This window comes from Streptomyces sp. NPDC050546, from assembly GCF_044457425.1.
In the GTDB taxonomy this organism is placed as follows: domain Bacteria; phylum Actinomycetota; class Actinomycetes; order Streptomycetales; family Streptomycetaceae; genus Streptomyces.
In genome coordinates, this window is record NZ_JBITGX010000024.1 from 103,725 (window position 1) to 128,457 (window position 24,733).

Here is a 24,733-nt window from a genome sequence, read left to right on the forward strand (position 1 = left end):
GGTCGGATGCCGCTCGTGCTGCTCGATCCGCCCGGCCGGCACCAGCTCCGCGCACGGGCTGCCGTACGGGCCTATGTCAAGAAGCCGTACGGGCCTACGTCAAGAAGAGGCGACCCCGCTTCTGAGGGCGTCGCGCAGCACTGTGACGGACTGGGCGACGGCCGCACGGGTGGCGTGGGTTTCGCTGAGCGGGTTGAGCATCATGAAGTCGTGGGTGATGCCGTCGTAGCGGACAGTGGTGATGTCGACGCCCGCGGCGCGGAGTTTGGCCGCGTATGCCTCGCCCTCGTCGCGTAGGACGTCTGCCTCGTCCACCAGGAGGAAGGCCGGTGGGAGATCGGCGAGTTGATCGAGGTCGGCCTTCAGGGGAGAGGCGGTGATCTCGCTGCGCTGCGCGCGGTCGGGCAGGTAGGCGTTCCAGAACCACTCCATGGCCTTGGCGGTGAGGAAGTAGCCGGTGGCGAGATCGGCGTAGGACTTGGTGTTCATCTCGGCATCGGTGACCGGGTAGTACATGGACTGATGCACGAAGCGGACGTCGCCGCGCTCCTTGGCCATCAGGGCGAGAGCCGCCGTCATGTTTCCGCCGACCGAGTCGCCCGCTACCGCCATGCGGTCGGGATCGAGGCCATGGGCAGCACCTTCCCGGACGATCCACTGAGCGGTCGCGTAGCCCTGCTCGATCGCCACCGGGTACTGCGCCTCGGGAGAGCGGGCGTACTCGACGAACACGACCGCGGCCCGCGCCCCGTCGGCGAGCTCACGCACCAGTCGATCATGGGTGTCGGCGTTGCCCAGAACCCAGCCACCGCCATGCATGTAGAGGATCACGGGGAGGGGCGGCGCGGAGCCGCGCGGCCGGACGATGCGGACACGTACATCGCCGACATCCGCAGGCACGGTGATCCACTCCGAGTCGACATCGAGCTTCTCGATCGGTTCCGCTTGAAGGTCGTCCAGCACCTTGCGGGCCTTCTCGGGCCCCAGCTCGTACAGGAACGGCGGCTGGGATGTGGCATCTGCGAACTGCTGGGCTTCGGGCTCCAGTACGAGGCTGCCGGAGGGAGCGGTCATGACGATCTCCGTGAGGTCTGGGGATGGGCATGTGCTGAGATTTGCCGAGGACCCCTGCACGGCCTGACCGCGGAACGTCCATGCGCCCCGCCCCTGGGCAGGCAGCGCAGTATTCCCATAAGCCCCAGCCTCGTCCCTGCGAGTCGTGATCGCATCCGTGCGGCACCTGCTCAAGGAGCCGGACATCGGCCGCGCCCGCGTGACTGTCGACCTCAGCGAGGAAGTCCTCCGCAGCGAACACCTTCGTCGGCCCGGAGGTGGAGAACTCCTGATCTCCGGACCGACGACCCGCGGTCGCTAGGGAGGTCCGTCCCGGTGAACCGGCTCCGGCACGGGGTACCGGCCTACCCGACGGTGAGCGAGGTGTGGTTTCGGTCGGCTGATCATCGCCGCCCCCACCCGGCTCCGCCTCGGCCGGCCACTGGCCTCCGACCCGCGACGGTCCTGGGGAGAAGCGCGCTGCCGCCGCTACCGGCCGAGCGGGTCAGGCTGGTGGCAGCAGCAGGGTGACGTTGACGTGTGGTCCGTCGACGGGGTGGTCCTCGGTGCTGAATTCGACCAGCTGGGCTCTGGCAAGCTGGTGCAGGGCGAGGCATACGAGGGCGGGCTCGACTCCGAGGGCGCGGGCGGCGGGGTCGAGGGGGAAGCGGACCGTGCGGGCGAGATGGACCTGGCGGGGATCAGCCGCGAGGTCCACCAGGAGCCCGGCCATCACCGCCCCGTGAGCGACCTGCCGGGCTCGAAGCACCCAACCCAGCGTCCAGCTCTCAGTCGAAGGGGTGTTCACATGTACCCGCCTTCCTGCTGCGACTGCTCTCCTTCGAGCGCGTCGCACCGATTGCCGGAGCCTCTCTCCCAGCTTGCGGGTCCCCCTCCCCCTTCCGCGACGTGGTGGGGCCGAACGGTAGCGGGGCACAGCCGTGGTGCCGTACGGCTCGTGGCCGGGGCAGACCGAACCCAGGCCGAGGCGGTCTTGACCCTGCCCGAGGACTCTGTCCTTCCTCGACAAGGCCAGCACCCCGCTCTCCGGCGGCTACCCCTACGGCGCCTTCGGCACCACGCAGCGCGACCGCAGGCTCATCAACGACGGACCCCAGGCCCCTGGCCCCCTCCTCGAAGGCGGCTCGGACCATCTCCTCGGACGCATCGGACACCCGTCCCTCAACATGCCGTTGCTCAGCAGACCTTGTGGGCCTGCTGAGCAACGGCACGCATGACGGCACGCATGACGGCGCGGTTCGGTTCGGTTCGGTTCGGTTCGGTTCGAGGCGACGGTTCAGGTCGCGGCGATTCATCAGTGGCTGTGAACCCTCAGCCTGCCGCCGTGCGGATGCCCCAGCAGAAAACGACGGCCCTGCGGTCACTACGGAGGAGGGCGCATTTCCTGGCATTTGCGCGGGCGGCGTGTATGGGGTTGCACCTTCCGTAGCGGCATGTGGTCCGGTGGACTTGCGTCCCGGCCCCTTGAGGAGAGGTCCCTGCTCATGCATTCGTCGTTCATGCCACCCCGCCACGTCAAGATCGGGGACGCGGCGGCCTTCGCCGGCAGCACGCCACGGGCGATTCGCCACTACCACGAGATCGGCCTGCTCCCCGAGCCTGAGCGGGGCGGCGATGATCGCCGCCGCTACGAGTACGAGGACATGATCCGCCTGCTGTGGATTCGCAAGATGGCCGACGCCGGGATCGCCCTGGACGACATCCGTGACGCCTTTACCACCGGCACGGCTTCCGCCGGTGCGGACAGCGAAGAAGGTATCGCGGGCATCCTGGAGCGGTTGGAACAAACCCTCGCCGAGCAGGAGGCGAAATTGCGACGGCAACGGACCGCCGTGCAGCGGATGCGCACCGAAGGCAGCCGGATGGGCCTGCTCTCCGACTTCGTCACCGAACGCCTCAAGGGCCTGCCCGAGGGCTCCCTGCGTCAGGCGGACCTGGACAGTCTGCTGGTCACTGAGCGGATCTTCGGCCCGCTCGGCGCGGCCATCCAGGCCACCCGCTTCGTCGCCCTGGCCACGCATCCCACTCTGCGGGAGGATTCCGACCGCATCGATGACGCCGAGGAGGCACTCGATGACAGCGTCGCCGTCGATGACCCACGGGTGGCTCAAGTGGCCGTCGAGCGGCACGCCTTCGAAAGCACCCTGCAGGCCGTCATCGAGGAGTCCGGCCTGGGCATGGGCGACGATGACCTCTTCGACGCCTGGGACACCTTGCACCCCGAGGACGGCGAGGACGAGTCCGACCTCAGCTCCGGCAAGCGGGACGCTGACTCCATGAGCGTGTTCGAAGCCATCGGCAAAATGCCCTACGACTTCTCCCCAGCCCGCCTGCGCTGTATGGAACTGGCCGAGGAACTAGCCGCCCAAGACTCACCCGTTACCTAGAACACGACGTAGGACCTGTCTGATAGTTGATCTTGTGGTGGGTCGTGGTGTCCGTGCCGGGCGGCCCTTGAGTCCGTGTACGCGGTCGTCCAGTAGTTGTCGGCGCCGTGGGTGCTGTGGTGTGGACGCTTGCGTCGAACAGCAGCCGGCCTTCGGGGGGCGAGGCGTTCCAGCACGCGCATCACCATGACCACCGGTGGGATCGCGACCCACGGCACCAGAAGGAGATCTGCTCCCCGCGGCCGCGGCGGCGTTCACGAGCTGCTCGACATGGAGACCGCCCGGCGCGCGATCCACGCCGCCGCCAGGCCCCGGCCTTCGCCGGGTCGATCCGCCCCCACCGCCAGGCCCGGGGCATCCTCGGCACCCCGGCCCTTGCCGTCTACGACAATCCGCGCTCGTTCCTGATGTGCGTCAACAACCGTGATCGGGCCCTGCGCCATCCCTCGATGCAGCCGACGCCCCACGGCTGGACCGCCGCCAGCCGTCCTGCGCGAACGTCGCACGCACCGACCACCCCGCCGACCAACTCCTCCACCACGCCAAGACCTTGGAGAAGCAGGCCGCCTCCGATGCGGTGCCCGGCCCGCTCGCCGACCGGCTGTCCCAGCGCTGTCGGCCGCCTGGGCCGCGCTGCCTACTCCTGATGACCCAGCCTCACGATCATGTTCGGGTGGCGCTCGCTGAGTGCCTTCAAGGCGAGCAGGCTCTTGATGCTGGGGTCGCCCTCCTGCATGTAGGTCCCGGGCTCGACGTCGTTGTCCCATCCCCAGCGCGTGTGGCTGACGTCGCCGGTCATGAGGACCGGGCCCGCCGCGGTGCGGGCGAGGTAGGAGACGTGTCCGGTGGTGTGCCCGGGGGTCAGGATCGCGAAGAACGAGCCGTCGCCGAACACGTCGTTGACACCTTCGAGTCTTCCGCCCGGGTCCTTGGTGAACTGGAGTTCCTCAAGCGGCGGCCGTCCGGCCAGGAGGTGGTTGTTCGTGCCCTGGGCGAACAGGTTCAGGAAGAGCGACGCCTCCGCCTCATCGGCGCCCGTGTAGATGGGGACGTCCTTGGGAACGTCCGGGAGACCGGAGACGTGATCGAGGTGGAGATGGGTCATGAAGACCCCGTTCAGTGGGACTCCCTCCGCTTCGATGATCTCCGCGGTGCTCTGCTGAGGGTGCATCTTCTCGATGCCCCCGTATTTCCTCAGCATCAGTCCGACCCCCACGCCCACGGGGTCCTCCACCAGCCGCCGTGAAACGCCCGTGTCCACCAGGAAGAAGCCCTGCGTGGGGTGCCGCACGACGTGGGCGTAGATCTGGATCGGCTCCTTGTGGTCGGTGATCCCCGCCGCGACGGCCTTCGGGTGCTTGATGTTGAGCAGCCCCGAGATAGGGGCCTCCCAGTCCGCGCCGATCGTCTTGACCTCGACCGGTCCTGGCTCGTCGAGCACGGACTCCATGGCCGCCGCGCTGATCGGCGTGCCGATACGGGCAGGCTGCGCCTGGTGGGTCGTGGTCTTGAAGGCGAGCATTTTCATGGTTGAACTCCTCTTCCTTGATGACTGAAAACTGGTGCAGACCGTCCCGCAAGCCGTGCGGCCGCGGGCCCCGTTCAGGCCGACGTGCCGCTGCTAACCGACGTGCCGCTGCTAACCGACGCGCTGCTCGCGGGCGTGTGCGCCCCCAGACCTCCACCGCGGGAGCATCAACAGTGCGCTCGGCGGACGCGACGACGACGTGAGCCATGGAGTCTGACCTCCATGTCTGTGGGTCGAAGTGCTGGATTCCGCCTGCCGCCGCGGCGGGCTTGAACAGCTGGTTCAGACCGTCTTGATGGTGCCGCCGTCGATGACGTAGTCGGCGCCGGTGATGTTGCCGGCCACGTCGGACAGCAGGAATGCGACCAAGGCCGCGACCTCCTCGGCTTCGCTCATACGGCCGGTCGTGACGTTCTGGCCCATCACCATCTGCCGGCGGAGTTCGGCAAGGCCCATGCCGGATGCGGCAGCCCACTGGGCGACCGTGCCGTTGGGGTCCTGGTAGACAGAGGTGTCGACCAGGCCCGGGGAAATGGTGTTCACGCGGACGCCCTGGGCACCGAACTCCTCGGCCAGGGACTTGCCGAGAGCGGTGACCGCCGCCTTGGCCGCGCTGATGGCGGGCGGGAAGCCGCCAGGCATCCGGGCGAGGATGGACGAGACGTTGACGACCGCTCCCCGGCGCTCGATCAGGCTGGGCAGGGCAGCACGGGTGGCGCGGACGGTGCTGAGCACGTTCATGTCGAACGCGTTGGTCCACTCGGGGTCGGCGACATCGAGGAAGCCGACCGTGGCCCCGTCCCCGCCGCCCACGTTGTTCACCAGCAGGTCAATGCCGCCAAGCTCGGCCAGCGCGCCGTCGATGAGGACGGCGACGCCTTCCGCGGTGCTCAGGTCCGCCGACACGGCGTGGGCGCCGGTTTCCTTCAGCTCGGGCGTGATGGTGCGCGCGGCACCCACGACGCGGACCCCTTCGCCGATCAGGGTCCGGACGGTGGCCAGTCCGATGCCCCGGCTGGCGCCGGTGACGACGGCGGTCTTGCCCGTGAGGTTGAGGTTCATGAGGCTCCCTAGATACATATGACTTGAATGCTTCAAACCATATCTATCATGGGTTGAAGTAGTTTGCTAGTCTGGAGCCATGGCGATGACACAGCAGCAGGCGGAAGCGCAGTGGGAGCTGGGCAAGCTGGTGCACGACCTGGACATGCAGAGCAATGCGCGCATGCGTGAATGGGTGACCGGGCTCGGTCTGACCGTCGCGCAGGCCTCGGCCCTGCGCGAGATGACCGGTCCGATGACCATGCGCGAACTGGCCGGGCGCATGAGCTGCGAACCGTCCAACGCCACCGTCGTGATCGACAAACTGGAGACCATGCGGCTGATAGAACGCCGCCCTCACCCCACCGACCGCCGGGCCAAGCAGCTTGTCCTGACCCCGGAGGGCACCGAGCTGCGGGAACGGCTGCTGACGGTCCTGACCGAGGAACCCCTGTTCACCGGCCTGACCCAGGACGAGCAGGACGCGCTACAGGAACTGCTCAAGCGGGCCCTCTCCCGCGCTGAGATCCTCCAGGCCTGACGGAGTTCGAGTACGAACTCAGGGAGTTTCAGCGCGGGACGGACCGGGACGCGGAAGGCTTCCTATTCCGCACAACAGTGCAGGGCATGGCACTGACTCACGAGAATCTCCGCAGGTCGACCCGCCATCCGCTGATTCGGCTGCCAGAAGACCGTCAACCGCATGACTCCGGGATCCCGCCCCTGGGGGTGGGCCTGAGCCAGGACCGCCTGCCGGCGCCGCTTTCCGCCCTACGGTCTGACCCATGGCCGAATCAGGAGCTTCCACACTCCCCCCGACGCCCGCGCCGCACAGCCCCGTCACGCGCGCGGAGCGGTTCGTCTGGCTCACCGCGCGCGTGCTGGAGCAGCGTCTCTTCGCCCACCACTTCCGCGGCGCCGCCGCCGACCCGGTGGAGACGGCGCTGGACGCCTACCGAAACGAGGACGGCGGGTACGGCCACGCCCTGGAGCCCGATCTGCGCGGCCCCGTCAGCCTGCCGCTGCACACCGCCCACGCCCTGCGTGTCCTGGACGCGGTGGGGCGCTGCGCCGGCCAGCGCGTGGAACGCGTGTGCCGCTACCTGACCTCCGTCTCCACGGCGGACGGGGCGCTTCCGGCGCTCCGTCCCAGCGGGCGCGGCTACCCGACGGCCCCCTTCCTGCCGGTCGTGGCCGACCCGTCCGGCGACCTCCTGTCCACCGGGCCGGTGGTGGGGCTGCTGCACCGCGGCGACGTGTGGCACGCCTGGCTGTTCCGGGCCACGGAGTTCTGCTGGCAGGCGGTCGAGTCCCTAGAGAAGTCACATCCGTACGAGATCGAGGCCGCCGTGACCTTCCTGGACTCCGCCCCCGACCGCGCGCGTGCGGAGGCGGCCGCCGACCGCCTGGGCCGCCTGGTACGGGCACAGGGCCTGGTGGCTCTGGACCCCGACCGCCTGGACGCGTATCCGGTCTCCCCCGGCTATGCCACGGGCGAGCACCATTTCCCGTACGACTACGCGAGGACGCCGCGTTCCCTCGCGCGCGCGTGGTTCACGGACGACGAGATGACCCGCTCCCTGGACCACCTCGCGGCCCAGCAGCAGGAGGACGGCGGCTGGCCCGTCCGATGGCGCCGCTGGGCCCCGGCCCCCGCCCTGGAGGCCGGCCCGGTCGTGACGATCGAGGCCCTGCGCACCCTCGGCGCCCACGGCCGCACCATCGAGTGATCACCACGCCCCCAAGGCCCGCACCCCCGCGGTCACCACCACGGCCGCCGCGACGACGACCAGGAACGGGGCGCGCAGCACCAGCGCCACGGCCGCCGCTGCGAGCCCGGCGGCCCGCGCGTCCAGCACCAGCGTCTGCCCGTCGGCGAAGGTCTGCTGAGCCGTGAGGGCCGCGAGCAGCGCGACGGGCAGCAACGCGGCGAGACGCTTGACGACGGGCCGCTCCAGGGCGCCGACCGGCACCAGCAGCCCGGCCAGTTTGACGGCGTAGCACCCGAGGACGGTCACACCGATGGCGATCCAGACGTTCATGCCTCGTCCTCCCCGGAGGTGAGCGCACCCCTGCGCCGGCCGTCCGCCCAGAGGACGACCGGCGCCGCCAGCGCGGACAGCAGCACCGGCACCCCGGCGGGCAGTACGGGCAGCAGCCCGAGCCCCAGCAGCACGGCCAGCCCGGCGACGGCCCGCTCGGTGCCGGTCCTCAGCATCGGCGCGAGCAGGGCCAGGAACACCGCGGGCCCCGCCGCGTCCAGCCCCCACGCGTCGGTGTCCCCGATGGCACCTGCGCCCAGGGCACCGAGCAGCGTGGTGAGGTTCCACAGGATGTAGAGGCTCAGCCCGGTCACGACGAATCCGATCCGCGCACCGCGCCGCGTGGGCTGGGCGAGCGCGACGGCGGTCGTCTCGTCGATCACCCACTGGGCGGCGAACGGCCGCACCGCGCGCGGGAGGGCCAGCAACTGCGACAGCCGCAGGCCGTAGAAGGCGTTCCGCACGCCCAGGAAGAACGCCCCGGCAGCCGCCGTGAACGGACTGCCGCCTGCCGCGAGCGCACCCACCAGTGCGAACTGGGACGCCCCGGTGAACACCAGAAGGCTGAGCGCGCATGTCTGCATCAGGGTGAGTCCGCTGCCGGCCGACGTCACTCCGAAGGCGAATCCGGACAGCCCGACGGCCACCCCGACGCCCAGCGCGTCCCGCACGACGGCCCGGTCCGCTTTCCCACCGGTCCCTGAATCTCTGAGAGCTGTCCGATCCACCACGCCCCGCACGCTACGAGGAGCCGCTACCGCGGGTCTTGTACGTTCTTGCGCTCCCGCTGATAGGCCCCCGGAGGCACCCCGACCATCCGGCTGAAGTGCCGGTTGAGATGCGGCTGGTCGGTGAACCCCACGGCGACGGCGACCTCGGAGGGCGGCGTCCCGAGGTCCAGCAGCCGCCGCGCCCGCCGGACTCGCGCGTCCGTGAGCCACGCGTGCGGGGGCATCCCATAGGCGTCCCGAAAGGCCCGCAGCAGAGCGAACGGGCTGGTTCCAAGATCGGCCGCCAGCTGCTCCAGAGTCGGCGGCAGCGCCATCCGCTCCTCCAGCACACCACGCGCGCGTGCCGCGATCCGGGTCCCGGCCGTCCGCACCTCCCGCCGCGGCATGGGCCCGCCGTTCAGCCGCAGCAGCCTGGTCACGGCGACCCGCAGCAGCGTGTCCGCGGCCAAGGCGTTGCCCTCGTCGGCGGCCCGCAGCACCTGGTGCACCAACGCCACGGCGTACGGATCGTCCACCACCGGACTGACGAACCCCGGCGTCCCCCGCAGCGCCGTCGTCTCCGCCGCGATCTCCGCCACCACGTCGACCGAGGGATACACGGCCCCGTACCGCCACCCCTCGGGCACACCGGCCCGCCCGGTGTGCGGGGTGTCGGGATTCACCAGTGCGAGGGCCCCTGCCCCGGCGTACTGATCGCCACCGCCGTGGTGGAACACCTCCACCCCATCGGCGATGGCGGCGATCACGAAGTTCTCGTGCGTGTGCCGGACGAACGTCTTCCGCACGTACCGGGCCCGCAGCAGATCCACCCCGGGCAGCTCGTCGTACTGCCAGTGCCGCGCGCGCTCCGTCATACGGCCATTGTCCGCCGCCCCGCCCCTGGCACCCCGGTCACCCGTCCCGGGCCTCCGCAACGCTCGCGAAGACGCCCTGGCCAGGCCGCCCCAGGGCCCGTTGTCAGTGCCGAGGTGCACGATGGACGCATGCCCAGCAATGCGCACCGAGCCCTGGACGGCTTCTCCCCCGCGACCCGCGCCTGGTTCACGGGTGCCTTCCCCGCGCCCACCACCGCCCAGGCCGGCGCGTGGCGGGCCATCCACGAGGGCTCGGACGTGCTGGTCGTCGCCCCCACCGGCTCCGGCAAGACCCTGGCCGCCTTCCTGGCAGCCCTGGACCAGCTCGCCTCGACCCCTCCCCCCGCCGATCCCAAGAAGCGCTGCCGGGTCCTGTACGTCTCGCCTCTGAAGGCCCTGGCCGTGGACGTCGAGCGCAACCTCCGCAGCCCCCTGACCGGCATCCGTCAGGAATCCGTGCGGATGGGCCTGCCCGAGCCCGAGGTCAAGGTGGGCATCCGCTCGGGCGACACCCCGGCCGCCGAGCGCCGCTCCCTGGCCACCCGCCCGCCGGACATCCTGATCACGACCCCCGAGTCGCTGTTCCTGATGCTGACCTCGGCCACGCGCGACGCGCTGACCGGCATCGAGACGGTGATCCTCGACGAGGTGCACGCGGTCGCCGGCACCAAGCGCGGCGCCCACCTGGCCCTCTCCCTGGAGCGGCTGGACGACCTCCTGCCGAAGCCGGCCCGCCGCATCGGCCTCTCCGCGACGGTCCGCCCGGTCGACGAGGTGGCCCGCTTCCTCTCGCCCCAGCGCAAGGTGGAGATCGTCCAGCCGGAGTCGGGCAAGGAGTTCGACCTGTCCGTCGTCGTCCCGGTCGAGGACCTGGGCGAGCTGGGCGGTTCCCCGGTGGCGGACGGCTCGGAGGGCGCCGAGCGCCCCTCGATCTGGCCGCACGTCGAGGAGCGGATCGCCGACCTCGTCCAGGCACACCGCTCCACGATCGTCTTCGCGAACTCCCGCCGCCTCGCGGAGCGCCTGTGCAACCGCCTGAACGAGATCGCGTACGAGCGGGCCACCGGCGAGCCGCTCGACGAGCACCACTCCCCCGCCGAGCTGATGGGCGGCTCGGGAGCCGCCCAGGGCGCACCCCAGGTCATCGCCCGTGCCCACCACGGCTCGGTCTCCAAGGAACAGCGCTCCCTGGTCGAGGAGGACCTCAAGGCGGGCAGGCTGCCAGCGGTGGTCGCCACCTCCAGCCTGGAGCTGGGCATCGACATGGGCGCGGTGGACCTGGTCGTCCAGGTCGAGTCCCCGCCCTCGGTCGCCTCCGGCCTCCAGCGCGTGGGCCGCGCGGGCCACCAGGTGGGCGCGGTCTCCACCGGCGTCGTCTTCCCCAAGTACCGGGGCGACCTGGTCCAGGCGGCGGTGGTCACCGAGCGCATGCGCACCGGCGCCATCGAGTCCCTCAGGGTCCCCGCCAACCCCCTGGACGTCCTGGCCCAGCAGGTCGTCGCCATGACGGCTCTGGACACCTGGCAGTTCGACGACCTGCTGGCGGCCGTCCGCCGGGCCGCCCCCTTCGCCTCACTGCCCGAGTCGGCCTTCACGGCGGTGCTCGACATGCTCGCAGGCCGCTACCCGTCCGACGCCTTCGCCGAGCTTCGCCCGCGCGTGGTCTGGGACCGCGTCACCGGCGAGATCACCGGCCGCCCCGGCGCCCAGCGCCTCGCCGTCACCTCCGGCGGCACGATCCCCGACCGCGGCCTCTTCGGTGTCTTCCTCGCGGGCGCCGATCCCAAGAAGGGCGGCGGCCGGGTCGGCGAGCTCGACGAGGAGATGGTCTACGAGTCCCGCGTCGGCGACGTCTTCACGCTGGGCACGAGTTCCTGGCGCATCGAGGACATCACCCGCGACCGCGTCCTGGTCTCCCCCGCCCCGGGCGTACCGGGCCGGTTGCCCTTCTGGAAGGGCGACCAGTTGGGGCGCCCGCTCGAACTGGGCCGGGCGCTGGGCACGTTCCTGCGCGAGGTGGGTTCGCTGCCCAAGGACGACGCCCGCCTCCGCCTGCTCGCCGCGGGCCTGGACGCCTGGGCGGCGGACAACGTGCTCTCGTACCTGGAGGAGCAGCGCGAGGCCTGCGGCCATGTCCCGGACGACCGGACGATCGTCGTGGAGCGCTTCCGCGACGAGCTCGGCGACTGGCGGGTGGTGGTGCACTCCCCCTTCGGCGCCCAGGTGCATGCCCCGTGGGCACTCGCGCTCGGCGCCAAGCTCTCCGAGCGGTACGGCATGGACGCGCAGGTCATGCACGCCGACGACGGCATCGTGCTGCGCCTGCCTGACGCCGATCTGATGGGCCTGGACCTGCTGGACCAGGAACCGGTAAAGATGGGCCGGGAGTACGACGCCGATCAGGCCCCCGTGGGCGCCGCCGACGTCGTCTTCGACAAGGGCGAGGTCGACCAGGTCGTCACCGACCAGGTGGGCAGCTCGGCCCTGTTCGCGTCCCGCTTCCGCGAGTGCGCCGCCCGCGCACTGCTCCTGCCCCGCCGCAACCCGGGCAAGCGCACACCACTGTGGCAGCAGCGGCAGCGCGCCTCCCAGCTGCTGCAGGTGGCGAGCGAGTTCGGCTCGTTCCCGATCGTCCTGGAGGCGGTCCGCGAGTGCCTCCAGGACGTCTTCGACGTCCCCGGGCTCGTCGAGCTGATGGGCGATCTGGAGTCCCGCAAGGTACGCCTCGTCGAGGTCACCACCGCCGAACCGTCTCCCTTCGCGCGTTCCCTCCTCTTCGGCTACGTCGCCCAGTTCCTGTACGAGGGCGACTCCCCGCTCGCCGAGCGCCGCGCCGCCGCCCTGTCGCTGGACTCCCGGCTGCTGGCCGAGCTGCTGGGCCAGGCGGAGCTGCGCGAGCTGCTCGACGCGGAGGTGCTGACCGAGCTGGAGCGCGAGCTGCGGTGGCTCACCGAGGACCGCCGCGTCAAGGACGCCGAAGGCGTCGCGGACCTCCTCCGCCTCCTCGGCCCGCTCACAGACGCGGAACTGGCCGAGCGGGGCGCCGAACCCCAGTGGGCTCAGGAACTGGCCGGTGCCCGCCGTGCCATCCGGGTCCGGATCGCGGGCGGGGACCACTGGGCGGCGATCGAGGACGCGGGCCGGCTGCGCGACGCCCTGGGCACGGCCCTGCCGGTCGGTGTCCCGGAAGCGTTCACAGAGCCCGTCAAGGACCCGCTCGGCGACCTCCTCGCGCGCTACGCCCGCACCCACGGCCCGTTCACCTCGGCCACGGCGGCGGCCCGCTTCGGCCTGGGCGTGGCCGTCACCGAGGGCGGCCTCCAGCGGCTCAGCGCGGCGGGCCGGATCGTCCAGGGCGAGTTCCACCCGGCCGGGATCGGCCAGGAGTGGTGCGACGCGGCCGTGCTGCGCCGGCTGCGCCGCCGCTCCCTGGCCGCCCTGCGGCACGAGCTGGAGCCGGTGGCGCCCCCCGCGCTCGCCCAGTTCCTCCCCCAGTGGCAGCACATCGGCAAGGGGCACTCCCTGCGCGGCATCGACGGACTGGTGCGCGCCATCGAGCAGGTGCAGGGCGCGTCCGTGCCGGCCTCCGCCCTGGAGAAGCTCGTCCTGCCCTCCCGGGTCGTGAACTACACCCCGGGGATGCTGGACGAGCTCACCGCCGCGGGCGAGGTGGTGTGGGCCGGGGCCGGCTCGCTCCCCGGCAAGGACGGCTGGGTCTCCCTCTACCTGGCGGACGCGGCCCCGCTGCTCCTGCCGCCCCCGCATCCCCTGGAGCTGACCGCCCTCCACCAGTCCGTCCTGGACATCCTCTCCGGCGGCTACGGCCTGTTCTTCCGCCAGATCGCCGACCAGGTGCGTGCCACCACCCACCCCGACGCCACCGATCCCCAGCTGGCCGACGTGCTCTGGGACCTGGCCTGGTCCGGCCGCCTGACGAACGACACGCTCACGCCCATGCGCTCGCTGCTCGGCTCGGGCCGTACCGCCGGGTCCACGGCCCACCGGGCCAAGCGCGCGGTCCCGCGCGGACGGTACGGCTCCCTGACGGCCGCGGCCCGCCCGGCCGCGTCCCGCTCCGGACCGCCGACCGTCGCCGGCCGCTGGTCCCTGCTCCCGTCCCACGAGCCGGATCCCACGGTGCGGGCCCACGCCCTCGCCCGTACCCTCCTCGACCGGCACGGTGTGGTGACCAGGGGCGCGGTCTCGGCGGAGGGCGTCGAGGGCGGGTTCTCGGCGACGTACCGTGTCCTGTCCGTCTTCGAGGAGAGCGGCCAGGCCCGCCGCGGCTATGTGGTGGAGGGCCTCGGCGCGGCTCAGTTCGCGATGGACGGCGCAGTGGACCGCCTGCGCGCGGTGTCCAACGCCCGCGACCGCGGCGAGGACCTGCCCGGCCCGCCTCCGGGCCCCGGCCTCGACCCGTTCCCGGCCCATGACTTCGCCGAGGCGGACGACGCGCCCCGCTCCCACGACCACACCGACGACCCGGGCCCCGACGGCTTCCCCGACTTCGACCCCGCCTACGACGCCCCGGCACCCCAGCCGTCCCCGGGCGACTACGTCTCGCCCCGCGACTACCCCCCGCAGGCCGCCCCGCCCTGGCAGAACGGCGGACGCGCGGGGTACGACGCCGGATTCCCGGGCCGGCGTACCCGCCCGGACGCCGCGTCCCGGGCCCTCGTCCTCGCCGCCGCCGATCCGGCGAACGCGTACGGCGCGGCCCTGGCCTGGCCCGAGCCCCCGGCCGGTGCCGGGCACAAGCCGGGCCGCAAGGCGGGTTCCCTGGTGGTGCTCGTCGAGGGCGAGCTGACGCTCTACATGGAACGGGGTGGCAAGACCCTGCTGGCCTGGGCCGCCGATCCGGACGGCGCCCCCACCGACGACCCGCGTCTGCGCACCGCGGCGGAGGCGCTCGCCGCAGCGGCCCGCGCGGGCTCCCTCGGCACGGTCACGGTGGAGCGGGTCAACGGCACGCAGGCCCTGACCTCCCCCATCGGCACCCTCCTGGAAGGAGCGGGCTTCATAGCCACACCCCGCGGACTCCGCCTCCGCGCCTGACCCCCACCACTCCCGGCGCACCCCGCGCACACCCCGTGCCACCCTTGACCCATGCCCGAAGGTGACACGGTCTGGCAGACCGCGAAGCGGCTGCACGGCGCCCTCGCGGGCAAGGTGCTGACCCGCAGCGACCTGCGGGTGCCCCGGTTCGCCACGGCCGACCTCACGGGCCGCACCGTCCTCGACGTCACCCCGCGGGGCAAGCACCTACTGACCCGCGTGGAGGGCGGCCTGACGCTCCACTCCCATCTGCGGATGGACGGCGCCTGGAAGGTCTACGCGAACGGCCGGCAGTGGACCGGCGGCCCCGGCCACCAGATCCGCGCCATCCTCGCGAACGCCGACAGCACAGCCGTCGGCTACCGCCTCCCCGTCCTGGAACTGCTGCGCACCACCGACGAGCACCGCGTCGTGGGCCACCTCGGCCCGGACCTCCTCGGCCCGGACTGGGACCCCGAGCGGGCCCTCGCCCATGTCCTCCAGGACCCCGCCCGACCCCTCGGCGAGGCCCTGCTCGACCAGCGCAACCTCGCCGGCATCGGCAATGTCTACAAGAGCGAGCTCTGCTTCCTGCTCGGCGTCACCCCCTGGCTCCCCGTGGGCGACCTGCCCGCCGAGCGGGCCGCGAAGCTGCCCTCGCTCGCCAGGAAGCTGCTGGAGACCAACCGCGACCGCCCGGTCCGCAGTACGACGGGCCGCCGCGGCCAGGACCTCTTCGTCTACGGCCGGGCTCCCCGCCCCTGCCTGCGCTGCCGTACCTCGGTCCGCGTCGCCGACCAGGGCGACGGCTCCCGCGAACGCCCCACCTACTGGTGTCCCACCTGCCAGCCGGGACCCGCCCCGGCCCCGGCCGGACGCATCCGGCCCGCCCCAGGTGATTGACGACCCGTCAGATCTGCTCGTACGGTCCCCACATGCCCGTCACGGCGTACGACCTCAGCGGCCGCACCGCGTTCGTCACCGGGGCCGCGAGCGGTATCGGCCGCGCCTCGGCCGTCCTGCTCGCCGAGGCGGGCGCGACCGTGCACTGCGCGGACCGCGACACCGAGGGCCTGCACGAGACGGCAACCCTGATCAAGGAGACCGGCGGCATCGCCCACCCGCATCCCCTCGACGTCACAGATCGCTCCCGGCTGAGGCAGGCCATCACCTCCTGCGAACGCCTGGACGCCCTGGCCGCGATCGCCGGCATCATGCACAGCAGCCCGGTCCTGGAGACCCGGGACGAGGACCTCGACCGGGTGCTCGACATCAACTTCAAGGGTGTGCTGTACGCCTGCCAGGAGGCGGCCCGTCTGATGATCGCCACCGGCGCCCGGGGCAGCATCGTCACCATGGCCTCGGGCGCGGTCGACACCGGCGCCCCCGGGCTGCTCTGCTACGGCGCGGCGAAGGCGGCGGTGGTCCAGCTGACGAAGACCCTCGCGACGGAGGTCGGCCGGCACGGCATCCGCGTCAACGCGGTCGCTCCCGGCTGGATCCGTACGCCGATGACCGACCGCCACGACAGCGAGGCCCAGTCGCACACGGAGTCCGTCATGGCCCGCATGTCACCCCTGGGCCGGGTGGGCGAGCCCGAGGACATCGCGCACGCGGTCCTGCACCTGGCATCCGACGCCTCGGCCTTCACCACAGGCCAGATCCTCCGCCCGAACGGGGGCGTGGCGATGCCGTGGTAGCACCAGCCCCGCGACCACCCGCACCGGCCCCGTGACCACCCGCACCTGCGCCGCGTTCCCCCGCGCCTGCCCCGCGACCACCCCGCACCCCCCAGCCCTTCCACCACCGCCCCGAACCGACCACCACCCCGCTCGCCCGCCCCTTCGGCACACAGTGCACCGGCAACACGCTCAGCCCCCACCCTCCGGCCGCGACCGTCGCCTCCAGCATCCCGGCCCCGGGCACGACCGCCAGCCGGAGCACGGCCCACCACCACAGCGCCCCCAGTCCGAGCACGGCCCCGCGGACCCCCCAGTCCCAGACCCCCCAGCGCCCTATCCCCGCCATGGCCGCCACCTCCAGCCCGACGCTATTCGGCCGCTCGGAACGATCGGCAGGGCGCACCAACGGCACACAGGCGCACCGCGCACCACTCGAAGCCGGGCGGCCTCGCGGCCGGCCGGCCCGTCATCCGGTTCCGTCACCCGTTCTCGGCCTGGAACATCCAGTGATGCTTCTCCAGGTCCGCTGTGATGCCGATGAAGATGTCCTGGCTCACCGGGTCCGGCTCGCCAGTCGCCTCGACCCTCTCCCGCATCCGCGCGATCACCGCGCCCAGCGCCTCGACGAGCGTCCCCACGGCGGTCGTGTCATCGACCCACCCCTCAGGGGTCACGCCGATTCCACTGCCGACGGCCACTGTCGCGGCACGCCCGTCGGGCGAGATACCGAGCGCCGCGGCGCGTTCCGCCACGGTGTCGGAGTACTTCCGCGCGGTGTCGACGACCTCGTCGAGCTGGAGATGGACGGAACGGAAGCGCGGGCCCACCACGTTCCAGTGGATCTGCTTCGCCACGAGGGCGAGATCCACCAGGTCGACCAGCGCACCTTGCAGCGCCTCCGACACGGTCTTCAGGCTCGCGTCGGACAACGGGCTCTTCACGACGTACATCCGCACCTCCGTGGACTGCCCCCCGCCATCCCCTCAACGATGACCGCCGTACGCCACACCGGCAAACGCACACGAAACGGGCAGTCGACGCCATGGACTGCCCGCGCACAAGCGACTGCCCACGCACAAGCAAAAACCCCGGGCGGGCACCTCTCCGGGTCTCCCGGAGAGGCCCGGCCGGGGCCTCAGCACTTCTCAGCGCCTGGTCGGCGCCGTTCGCTTCATGCCGCGTACGCGAAAAAGCTCACGCGGCGACGACGTCCACCGCCTCGGCGGGCGCCTTGATCGTCACCCGTTCCGGTGGCACACCGGTCACCGACACGGAACCCAGCATCGGGCGAACCGGCGTGGGTACAGGCTCGCTGGGGGTGGCCGCAGCAGACTGGGCCAGCTCGGCGAGGGCGAGCTCGTCGCTCACTTCCCGCATGAGCTCGGACATCCGTACGTCCAGCGCGTCGCAGATGGCGGAGAGCAGCTCGGAGGAAGCCTCCTTCTGCCCCCGCTCCACCTCGGAGAGATAGCCGAGTGAGACTCGGGCGGACGAGGAGACTTCGCGCAGAGTACGGCCCTGGCGCTGGCGCTGCCGACGCAGCACGTCACCCAGCAGGCGACGGAGCAGAATCATCGGTGGCTCCCTCCTCGGACCGCGTAGCCGCATCCATTACGCCCCACCGTACCGCCTTGCGCCGCGGCCGTGCGGGGAGCGATGTCGTGTTCACTCAGGGCTGCAAACATCAAAACCCCCCGTTCCGTTCCGTATCCTGTGCCCGCTCATTCCCAGTCTGTTCGCCCGCAAGCCCCTTCGGGAGCAGTGCGAGTACGCTCCGTACACTCTCTCTACGAATTTCCTCGCGGTGGCCGTTCAACCGCAGAGCCTCCACTTTTCCGCCGCGGGCAGAACCGGAATCGCCCCAGAAGGGCCCCTCCACGGTGCCTGTGACGCTCCGGAGGCCGATGTGACCTCCGCCGTCGCAACGGGGCCACCGGTCAACGACTCCATGAGGGCGAACGCCCGGCCCTTCACTGTGAGTAGTCGCACCACGTCAGTGGCCGTGGAACTCACGCTTCCTTCTCCCCCAACGCGGCCTTGCGCTCGGCGATTCCCTGCCTGCGCAGCACAATGGCCTGTTTCACATAGTCGAGCCCGGTCACCACCGTGAGAACGACCGCAGCAGCCATCACCCACCACCTCAGGGTGGCCAGCCACCCCGTCAGCGCCAGCACATACATGCCCACGGCCACGCCCTGGGTGAGGGTCTTGAGCTTGCCGCCGCGGCTGGCGGGGATGACGCCGTACCGGATGACGACAAAACGCAGCAGGGTGATCCCGAGTTCCCGTCCGAGGATGACGCCGGTCACCCACCACGGGAGATCTCCCAGCGCGGACAGACAGATCAGCGCCGCCCCCATGATCGCCTTGTCGGCGATGGGGTCGGCGATCTTCCCGAAGTCGGTGACCAGGTTGTACGTGCGCGCCAGGTGACCGTCGAAGATGTCCGTGATCATGGCGATGGCGAAGGCCGCCCAGGCGAGGGCCCGCCACGCCGGGTCGTATCCGCCGTCCGCGAGCATCAGCGCCACGAAGGCCGGTACGAGCACCAGCCGAAGCATGGTCAGGAGGTTGGCGATGTTCCAGACACTGGCCTGGTTGACGGCCGCTGCCGTCAGCTTCCCGCCCCGCGCGCCCTTGTCCTCACCCTGGGCGTCGACGCCGGCGCCGTCCGAGCCCTCACCGACGACCGCCCCACTGCCACCCGCAGGGTGCCCCGTACCGGATGTCCCGCCCTCAGCCGACCGCGCGGCCGTACGGCCGACCGCCGACCCGGGCACCTTCCCCGAGGCCGCACCGGCCGCGGGCCTCCTCGCGCCGGAGGCGCCTCCCGCCGCGGCTGCCGGGACACCGGTCATCTGCCCGCCTCCTCACTCCACGCAGGCGAGGCGAACGAACCCTGCAGGGGCTCGGCCACCAGGTCGACACCCTCCGTACCGACCACCTTCGCCTCGACCATACGACCGCTGCGGAGCCCCGCGCCGCTCGTGAGCAGCACCTGGCCGTCCGTCTCGGGAGCCTGGTGCTCGGCACGGCCGTACACGCCCTCCTCGTCGACGGACTCGACGAGCACGTGCACCGTCTGGCCGACACGCTCCTCGGCGCGCTGCGAGACGAGCTCCTCGGCCAGTCTCGAGACCCTGGCCAGGCGCTCGGCGACCACGTCCTCGTCGACCTTGTTCTCGTAGGTCGCCGCCTCGGTGCCCTCCTCGTCGGAGTAGCCGAAGACGCCGATGGCGTCCAGCCGCGCGCCGTTGAGGAACCGCTCCAGTTCGGCGAGGTCGGCCTCGCTCTCGCCGGGGAAGCCGACGATGAAGTTGGAGCGCACACCGGCCTCGGGCGCCTTGCTCCGGATGGTGTCGAGCAGTTCCAGGAAGCGGTCGGTGTCGCCGAAGCGGCGCATCGCGCGCAGCACGCCGGGTGCGGAGTGCTGGAAGGACAGGTCGAAGTAGGGCGCGATCTTCGGGGTCGACGTCAGGACGTCGATCAGGCCGGGCCGCATCTCCGCGGGCTGGAGGTAGCTCACCCGGACCCGCTCGATGCCGTCGACCTCGGCGAGCTCGGGCAGCAGCGACTCCAGCAGCCGGATGTCGCCCAGGTCCTTGCCGTAGGAGGTGTTGTTCTCGGAGACCAGCATGATCTCCTTCACGCCCTGCTCGGCCAGCCAGCGCGTCTCGTTCAGCACGTCGCTGGGGCGGCGGGAGATGAAGGAGCCGCGGAAGGACGGGATGGCGCAGAAGGAGCAGCGCCGGTCGCAGCCCGAGGCGAGCTTCACCGAGGCGACCGGGGCGCCGTCGAGGCGGCGGCGCAGGGGCGCACGGGGGCCGGAGGCCGGAGCGAGGCCTTCCGGAAGGTCGGCCGGGGCGTGCCCGGGCAGCGCGACCTCGGCGGCGGACTCCTGTCGCTGCGCCGGGCTGATCGGCAGCAGCTTGCGCCGGTCGCGCGGGGTGTGCGAGGCGTGGATGCCGCCGTTGAGGATGGTCTGGAGCCGGTCCGAGATGTCCGTGTAGTCGTCGAAACCGAGCACACCGTCCGCCTCGGGGAGAGCCTCGGCGAGTTCCTTGCCGTACCGCTCGGCCATGCAGCCCACCGCCACCACGGCCTGGGTTCTGCCGTGCCCCTTGAGGTCGTTGGCTTCCAGGAGGGCGTCGACGGAGTCCTTCTTGGCGGCCTCGACGAAGCCGCAGGTGTTCACGACGGCGACGTCCGCGTCCTCGGCGTCCTCCACGAGGTGCCAGCCGTCCGCCTCCAGACGGCCTGCGAGCTCCTCCGAGTCCACCTCGTTACGGGCGCAGCCAAGGGTGACCAGTGCGACGGTACGGCGTTCAGGCATGGGCTCAAGAGTACTTCGTCCCGCTGACACCCCACGTCGACGGGGTTGGCCGATCCCGGCCAACCCCGTACGTCGGACACCCCTTGGGCGCGGTCACCCGGCCTCGGGGTCGCCCTTCGTGTACGTGAGACGTTCCACGGAGCCCGGCTGGAAGTCGTCCTCGATCTTCTTGCCGTTGACGAAGAGGTCGATCGCGCCGGCGTCCCCGAGGACGAGGTGCACCTTCGAGCTGTCCTGGAAGGTCTTGGAGTCGCCCTGCTTGAGGACGCCGTCGAAGAGCATCCGGCCGTTGTGGTCCTTGGCCGCGATCCAGCTACGGCCGTCGGCGGCGGCCACCCGGACCGTCACCTTGTCCTGGGGCGCGGCCGCGATGGCGCTGTCGGAGGGTTTGGGCTTGGGGTCGGCGGGCTTCTTGGACTTGGTGGTCGGGGAGACGGACGCACCGGGCGTGGAGCCGTCGGCCACATTGGCCTCGCCGGCGCTGTCGTCGCCGCCCTGGAACATGGTGAACCCGACGAAACCGATCACGGCGACGATCGCGGCGACCATGGCCGCGGTCCAGTTGGGCCCCCGCCGCTCCGGACGGATACGTTCCGCCTCGAACAGGGGAGCTGCCGGGGTCGGCGCCGGACGTCCGCCGTGCGTGTCGCCGTACTGGGCGAGCAGCGGCGCGGGGTCGAGGTGGACGGCCTTGGCCAGGGTCCTGATGTGCCCGCGGGCGTAGACGTCCCCGCCGCAGGCGGTGAAGTCGTCCGCCTCGATGGCGTGCACGATGTTCATGCGGACCCGGGTGGCGCTACTGATGTCGTCGACGGTCAGTCCGGCGGCGATACGCGCCTGCTGCAGGACACGGCCGATGGAGGGGCGGGCTTCCTCGCGGTCGTCTTCGACGCGCTCGTCTTCGAACGGACGCTCGTCTTCAGGGGAGTTGCCGATGGACACGGGGGCGCCTTTCGAGCGTGTAGCCGCCTGTGCTGGAAGTTCAGTCTAGGGGGGGTTGGAAAGGGTGGGGCAACCGGGCGGAGTCACTTTGTACGCCATCGGAATGGCCCGACATTCCGATGGTGGGGTCGGTCCTTTTCGCCTCCCTCAACTTGACGTACGCCGGAGGGAAACGGTTGCTCAATGATCCCTAACGGGTGAGTCACGATCCGGACACCCGATTGCCGTACACACCCCGCGAGGCGACCACGTCCCGCTTCCCTACCCTTCAGACTCCCCCCGGATCAGCGAGAGCACGCCATCCAGCTCATCAGGCTTCACAAGAACGTCACGCGCCTTGGAACCCTCGCTCGGCCCGACGATGTTCCGGGACTCCATGAGGTCCATCAGCCGCCCGGCCTTGGCGAAGCCGACGCGGAGTTTGCGCTGGAGCATGGACGTCGACCCGAACTGCGTGGAGACGACCAGTTCGGCCGCCTGGCACAGCAGGTCGAGGTCGTCGCCGATGTCCTCGTCGATCTCCTTCTTCTGCTTGGTGCCGACGGTGACGTCGTCCCGGAAGACGGGCGCCATCTGGTCCTTGCAGTGCTGCACGACGCCCGCGATCTCCTCCTCGGTCACGAAGGCGCCCTGCATACGGGTCGGCTTGCTGGCTCCCATCGGCAGGAACAGCCCGTCGCCCTTGCCGATGAGCTTCTCGGCGCCCGCCTGGTCGAGGATGACGCGGGAGTCCGCCAGCGAGGAGGTGGCGAAGGCGAGCCGCGACGGCACGTTCGCCTTGATCAGACCGGTGACGACGTCGACCGACGGCCGCTGCGTGGCGAGCACCAGGTGGATGCCGGCCGCGCGCGCGAGCTGGGTGATGCGCACGATCGCGTCCTCGACGTCCCGCGGCGCGACCATCATCAGGTCGGCCAGCTCGTCGACGATGACCAGCAGATAGGGGTACGGCTGGAGCTCCCGTTCACTGCCCTCGGGCGGCTTGACCTTGCCCTCGCGCACGGCCCGGTTGAAGTCGTCGATGTGGCGGTATCCGTAGGCCGCCAGGTCGTCGTAGCGCAGATCCATCTCGCGTACGACCCACTGGAGCGCCTCGGCGGCGCGCTTGGGGTTGGTGATGATCGGCGTGATCAGGTGCGGGATGCCCTCGTAGGCGGTCAGCTCGACCCGCTTGGGGTCGACGAGGATCATCCGCACGTCCTCGGGGGTCGCCCGCATCATGATCGAGGTGATCAGGCAGTTGATGCAGGACGACTTGCCGGAGCCGGTGGCGCCGGCGACCAGCATGTGCGGCATCTTCGCCAGCGAGTGCATGACGAAGCCGCCCTCGACGTCCTTGCCGAAGGCGACCAGCATCGGGTCGTCGTCCTCCGCGGACTCCGCCAGACGGAGTACGTCACCGAGGTTGACCATCTCCCGGTCCGTGTTCGGGATCTCGATACCGACCGCGGACTTGCCGGGGATCGGGCTGATGATCCGCACGTCCGGGGAAGCGACGGCGTAGGCGATGTTCTTGGTCAGCGCGGTGATCCGCTCGACCTTCACGGCGGGGCCGAGCTCCACCTCGTAGCGCGTGACCGTCGGCCCGCGGGTGAAGCCGGTGACACTGGCGTCCACCTTGAACTCGGTGAAGACGGTGGTCAGCGACTCGACGACGGCGTCGTTGGCGGCGCTGCGCGCCTTGCCCGGACCACCGCGCTCCAGCAGGTCCAGCGACGGCAGGGAGTACGTGATGTCGCCGGAGAGCTGCAACTGCTCCGCGCGCGGGGGCAGGTCGCGGGGCTCGGAGGGCGGAGCCTTGGTGAGGTCCCGCACGCCCGCCTTCGGCTTCTCCTGCTCGGGCTTGGCCTGCTTGAGCTTGTCCTGCTTGGACCTGGCCTTGTCCTGTTCGGGACGTGCGGCCGGGACGGGCGTCGGCGTGGTCGCCTCGCGGTCCCCCACCGTCACGCCCTGGGTGAGGTCGGCGACGATCGGCGAGGGCGGCATCCCGTGCATGACGGCACCGTCGAGCGCGGCGGCGGCCGCGGCGGCGACGTCCACCGCGTCCATGGGCCGGTTCATGTCCGGCTGCGGCACGGCGGACCGCCGGGGACGGCCGCGGCGCCGGGAGAGGGCCTCCCGCTCGGCACTGTCGGGGTCGTACTCCGCGGGCGCCGGCGTGCGCCTGCCACGCGGCCGGGCGGGCAGCGCCTCCCGCCACTGCTCCTCGTAGCGCTCGTCGTCCTCGCCGAACTCGTCGAACTCGTCCTCGGCCGGATCGCGGACGATCCCGAGCCGCACCCCGAGCAGCCGCAGCCGCTGCGGAATGGCGTTGACGGGGGTCGCCGTGACGACCAGCAGCCCGAAGACCGTCAGCAGCACGAGCAGCGGTACGGCGAGCACATGGCCCATGGCGTACGACAGGGGCGTCGCCATGGCCCAGCCGATGAGCCCGCCGGCGTCCCTTATGGCCTGCATGCCGGCGCCGCGCGCGGGCGAGCCGCAGGCGATGTGGACCTGGCCGAGCACGCCGATGACGAGCGCGGACAGACCGATGACGATGCGTCCGTTGGCCTCGGGCTGCTCCGGGTGGCGGATGAACCGCACCGCGATGACGGCGAGCAGTATCGGCACGAGCAGGTCGAGCCGGCCGAAGGCGCCGGTCACCAGGATCTCGACCAGATCGCCCACAGGGCCCTTCAGATCGGCCCAGGTGCCCGCGGCGACGATCAGCGCGATGCCGAGCAGCAGCAGCGCGACACCGTCCTTGCGGTGCGCCGGGTCGAGGTTCTTGGCGCCCTGCCCTATGCCGCGGAACACAGCACCGACGGCGTGCGCGACCCCGAGCCACACGGCGCGCACGAGCCGGTAGATGCCTCCGGTCGGGCTGGGTGCCGGTTTGGGCGCGGGCTTCTTCGCCGCGGCCTTCTTGGCGGGCGCCTTCTTCGCGGGAGCCTTTTTGGCAGCGGCCTTCTTCGCCGGAGCCTTCGCTGAAGCGGCCGCCTTCTTCGCGGGCGGCTTCTTGGCTGCGGAGGAACGTGAGGCCATGGGTGTGAGGTTACCGGTGGAGACGGCAGGGGACACGTGTGCCCACAGCTTCACCCGT

General features: G+C 71.2%; 19 protein-coding genes and 1 pseudogene. 6 read left to right on the plus strand and 14 right to left on the minus strand.

Translation table 11 applies throughout. The features are described 5' to 3' along the window. Positions 1-99: 99 nt before the first annotated feature. Together ACIBK5_RS39715 and ACIBK5_RS39720 are read right to left on the minus strand one after the other, a co-directional pair. Positions 100-1,074, minus strand: coding sequence for an alpha/beta hydrolase (locus ACIBK5_RS39715; protein WP_399027718.1), 975 nt, complete (start codon positions 1,072-1,074; stop codon positions 100-102). 484 nt (positions 1,075-1,558) lie between these two features. Further along, positions 1,559-1,822, minus strand: coding sequence for a hypothetical protein (locus tag ACIBK5_RS39720; protein WP_399027720.1), 264 nt, complete (start codon positions 1,820-1,822; stop codon positions 1,559-1,561). 736 nt (positions 1,823-2,558) lie between these two features. Between ACIBK5_RS39720 and ACIBK5_RS39725 the strand changes: the two genes are divergently transcribed. Beyond that, entirely contained in the window at positions 2,559-3,461 is a 903-nt protein-coding gene (locus ACIBK5_RS39725; RefSeq protein ID WP_399027722.1) for a MerR family transcriptional regulator, read from the plus strand. A 637-nt stretch (positions 3,462-4,098) separates the two neighbouring features. Here ACIBK5_RS39725 and ACIBK5_RS39730 read toward each other — a convergent pair. Both ACIBK5_RS39730 and ACIBK5_RS39735 read right to left on the minus strand, forming a co-directional pair. Beyond that, a complete protein-coding gene (locus ACIBK5_RS39730) occupies positions 4,099-4,989 on the minus strand; it encodes an MBL fold metallo-hydrolase (protein ID WP_399027724.1) in 891 nt (296 codons plus the stop codon). Between the two features lie 282 nt (positions 4,990-5,271). Then, positions 5,272-6,051, minus strand: a complete 780-nt coding sequence (locus ACIBK5_RS39735; protein WP_399027726.1) for an SDR family oxidoreductase — start codon at positions 6,049-6,051, stop codon at positions 5,272-5,274. A gap of 85 nt (positions 6,052-6,136) precedes the next feature. Between ACIBK5_RS39735 and ACIBK5_RS39740 the strand changes: the two genes are divergently transcribed. Beyond that, on the plus strand, positions 6,137-6,571 hold the full coding sequence (locus ACIBK5_RS39740; RefSeq protein WP_399027762.1) for a MarR family winged helix-turn-helix transcriptional regulator: 435 nt from the start codon (positions 6,137-6,139) through the stop codon (positions 6,569-6,571). A gap of 244 nt (positions 6,572-6,815) precedes the next feature. After that, on the plus strand, positions 6,816-7,760 hold the full coding sequence (locus ACIBK5_RS39745; protein WP_399027728.1) for a hypothetical protein: 945 nt from the start codon (positions 6,816-6,818) through the stop codon (positions 7,758-7,760). On the opposite strand, the gene ACIBK5_RS39750 is transcribed toward ACIBK5_RS39745, so the two are convergent. The 3 genes from ACIBK5_RS39750 to ACIBK5_RS39760 are packed head-to-tail and all read right to left on the minus strand — an operon-like array spanning position 7,761 to position 9,657. Then, on the minus strand, positions 7,761-8,072 hold the full coding sequence (locus ACIBK5_RS39750) for an AzlD domain-containing protein (RefSeq protein ID WP_399027730.1): 312 nt from the start codon (positions 8,070-8,072) through the stop codon (positions 7,761-7,763). After that, positions 8,069-8,803 carry an AzlC family ABC transporter permease gene (locus tag ACIBK5_RS39755; RefSeq protein WP_399027732.1) on the minus strand — a complete coding sequence of 245 codons (735 nt, stop codon included), beginning with the start codon at positions 8,801-8,803 and terminating at the stop codon, positions 8,069-8,071. The genes ACIBK5_RS39750 and ACIBK5_RS39755 overlap by 4 nt, the downstream gene beginning before the upstream one ends. A gap of 23 nt (positions 8,804-8,826) precedes the next feature. Continuing rightward, entirely contained in the window at positions 8,827-9,657 is an 831-nt protein-coding gene (locus tag ACIBK5_RS39760) for an AraC family transcriptional regulator (RefSeq protein ID WP_399027734.1), read from the minus strand. 129 nt (positions 9,658-9,786) lie between these two features. On the opposite strand from ACIBK5_RS39760, the gene ACIBK5_RS39765 reads away from it, so the two are divergent. The 3 genes from ACIBK5_RS39765 to ACIBK5_RS39775 are packed head-to-tail and all read left to right on the plus strand — an operon-like array spanning position 9,787 to position 16,391. Then, complete coding sequence (locus ACIBK5_RS39765; protein WP_399027736.1) at positions 9,787-14,712, plus strand: ATP-dependent helicase; 4,926 nt, start codon at positions 9,787-9,789, stop codon at positions 14,710-14,712. Between the two features lie 51 nt (positions 14,713-14,763). Further along, a complete protein-coding gene (locus tag ACIBK5_RS39770) occupies positions 14,764-15,594 on the plus strand; it encodes an Fpg/Nei family DNA glycosylase (protein WP_399027738.1) in 831 nt (276 codons plus the stop codon). A 32-nt stretch (positions 15,595-15,626) separates the two neighbouring features. After that, positions 15,627-16,391: an SDR family NAD(P)-dependent oxidoreductase gene (locus ACIBK5_RS39775; protein WP_399027740.1), complete on the plus strand. Its 765-nt coding sequence runs from the start codon at positions 15,627-15,629 to the stop codon at positions 16,389-16,391. 461 nt (positions 16,392-16,852) lie between these two features. Here the strand turns inward: ACIBK5_RS39775 and ACIBK5_RS39780 are convergent, their stop codons facing one another. From ACIBK5_RS39780 to ACIBK5_RS39810, 7 genes and pseudogenes are all read right to left on the minus strand, one after another. Continuing rightward, a complete protein-coding gene (locus ACIBK5_RS39780) occupies positions 16,853-17,323 on the minus strand; it encodes a Dps family protein (RefSeq protein ID WP_399027742.1) in 471 nt (156 codons plus the stop codon). A gap of 244 nt (positions 17,324-17,567) precedes the next feature. Beyond that, positions 17,568-17,948: a helix-turn-helix domain-containing protein gene (locus tag ACIBK5_RS39785; protein ID WP_003993396.1), complete on the minus strand. Its 381-nt coding sequence runs from the start codon at positions 17,946-17,948 to the stop codon at positions 17,568-17,570. A gap of 109 nt (positions 17,949-18,057) precedes the next feature. After that, a pseudogene (locus ACIBK5_RS39790) lies at positions 18,058-18,386 on the minus strand (hypothetical protein). Beyond that, positions 18,383-19,231: a CDP-diacylglycerol--glycerol-3-phosphate 3-phosphatidyltransferase gene (gene pgsA, locus ACIBK5_RS39795; RefSeq protein WP_399027744.1), complete on the minus strand. Its 849-nt coding sequence runs from the start codon at positions 19,229-19,231 to the stop codon at positions 18,383-18,385. The pseudogene ACIBK5_RS39790 and the gene pgsA overlap by 4 nt, the downstream one beginning before the upstream one ends. Then, positions 19,228-20,706 carry a 30S ribosomal protein S12 methylthiotransferase RimO gene (gene rimO, locus ACIBK5_RS39800; RefSeq protein WP_399027746.1) on the minus strand — a complete coding sequence of 493 codons (1,479 nt, stop codon included), beginning with the start codon at positions 20,704-20,706 and terminating at the stop codon, positions 19,228-19,230. Before rimO ends, pgsA begins: the two co-directional genes overlap by 4 nt. A 93-nt stretch (positions 20,707-20,799) precedes the next feature. Continuing rightward, entirely contained in the window at positions 20,800-21,648 is an 849-nt protein-coding gene (locus ACIBK5_RS39805) for a helix-turn-helix domain-containing protein (protein WP_399027748.1), read from the minus strand. 261 nt (positions 21,649-21,909) lie between these two features. After that, on the minus strand, positions 21,910-24,675 hold the full coding sequence (locus ACIBK5_RS39810) for a DNA translocase FtsK (protein ID WP_399027750.1): 2,766 nt from the start codon (positions 24,673-24,675) through the stop codon (positions 21,910-21,912). Between the last annotated feature and the right edge of the window lie 58 nt (positions 24,676-24,733).

Coding starts and splice junctions, on each gene's coding strand:
- ACIBK5_RS39735 (WP_399027726.1), bottom strand. CDS start 6,051: ATGAACCTCAACCTCACGGGCAAGACCGCCGTCGTCACCGGCGCCAGC.
- ACIBK5_RS39740 (WP_399027762.1), top strand. CDS start 6,137: ATGACACAGCAGCAGGCGGAAGCGCAGTGGGAGCTGGGCAAGCTGGTG.
- ACIBK5_RS39765 (WP_399027736.1), top strand. CDS start 9,787: ATGCCCAGCAATGCGCACCGAGCCCTGGACGGCTTCTCCCCCGCGACC.
- ACIBK5_RS39785 (WP_003993396.1), bottom strand. CDS start 17,948: ATGATTCTGCTCCGTCGCCTGCTGGGTGACGTGCTGCGTCGGCAGCGC.
- ACIBK5_RS39760 (WP_399027734.1), bottom strand. CDS start 9,657: ATGACGGAGCGCGCGCGGCACTGGCAGTACGACGAGCTGCCCGGGGTG.
- ACIBK5_RS39750 (WP_399027730.1), bottom strand. CDS start 8,072: ATGAACGTCTGGATCGCCATCGGTGTGACCGTCCTCGGGTGCTACGCC.
- ACIBK5_RS39725 (WP_399027722.1), top strand. CDS start 2,559: ATGCATTCGTCGTTCATGCCACCCCGCCACGTCAAGATCGGGGACGCG.
- ACIBK5_RS39770 (WP_399027738.1), top strand. CDS start 14,764: ATGCCCGAAGGTGACACGGTCTGGCAGACCGCGAAGCGGCTGCACGGC.
- ACIBK5_RS39730 (WP_399027724.1), bottom strand. CDS start 4,989: ATGAAAATGCTCGCCTTCAAGACCACGACCCACCAGGCGCAGCCTGCC.
- ACIBK5_RS39715 (WP_399027718.1), bottom strand. CDS start 1,074: ATGACCGCTCCCTCCGGCAGCCTCGTACTGGAGCCCGAAGCCCAGCAG.
- pgsA (WP_399027744.1), bottom strand. CDS start 19,231: ATGACCGGTGTCCCGGCAGCCGCGGCGGGAGGCGCCTCCGGCGCGAGG.
- ACIBK5_RS39745 (WP_399027728.1), top strand. CDS start 6,816: ATGGCCGAATCAGGAGCTTCCACACTCCCCCCGACGCCCGCGCCGCAC.
- rimO (WP_399027746.1), bottom strand. CDS start 20,706: ATGCCTGAACGCCGTACCGTCGCACTGGTCACCCTTGGCTGCGCCCGT.
- ACIBK5_RS39780 (WP_399027742.1), bottom strand. CDS start 17,323: ATGTACGTCGTGAAGAGCCCGTTGTCCGACGCGAGCCTGAAGACCGTG.
- ACIBK5_RS39775 (WP_399027740.1), top strand. CDS start 15,627: ATGCCCGTCACGGCGTACGACCTCAGCGGCCGCACCGCGTTCGTCACC.
- ACIBK5_RS39810 (WP_399027750.1), bottom strand. CDS start 24,675: ATGGCCTCACGTTCCTCCGCAGCCAAGAAGCCGCCCGCGAAGAAGGCG.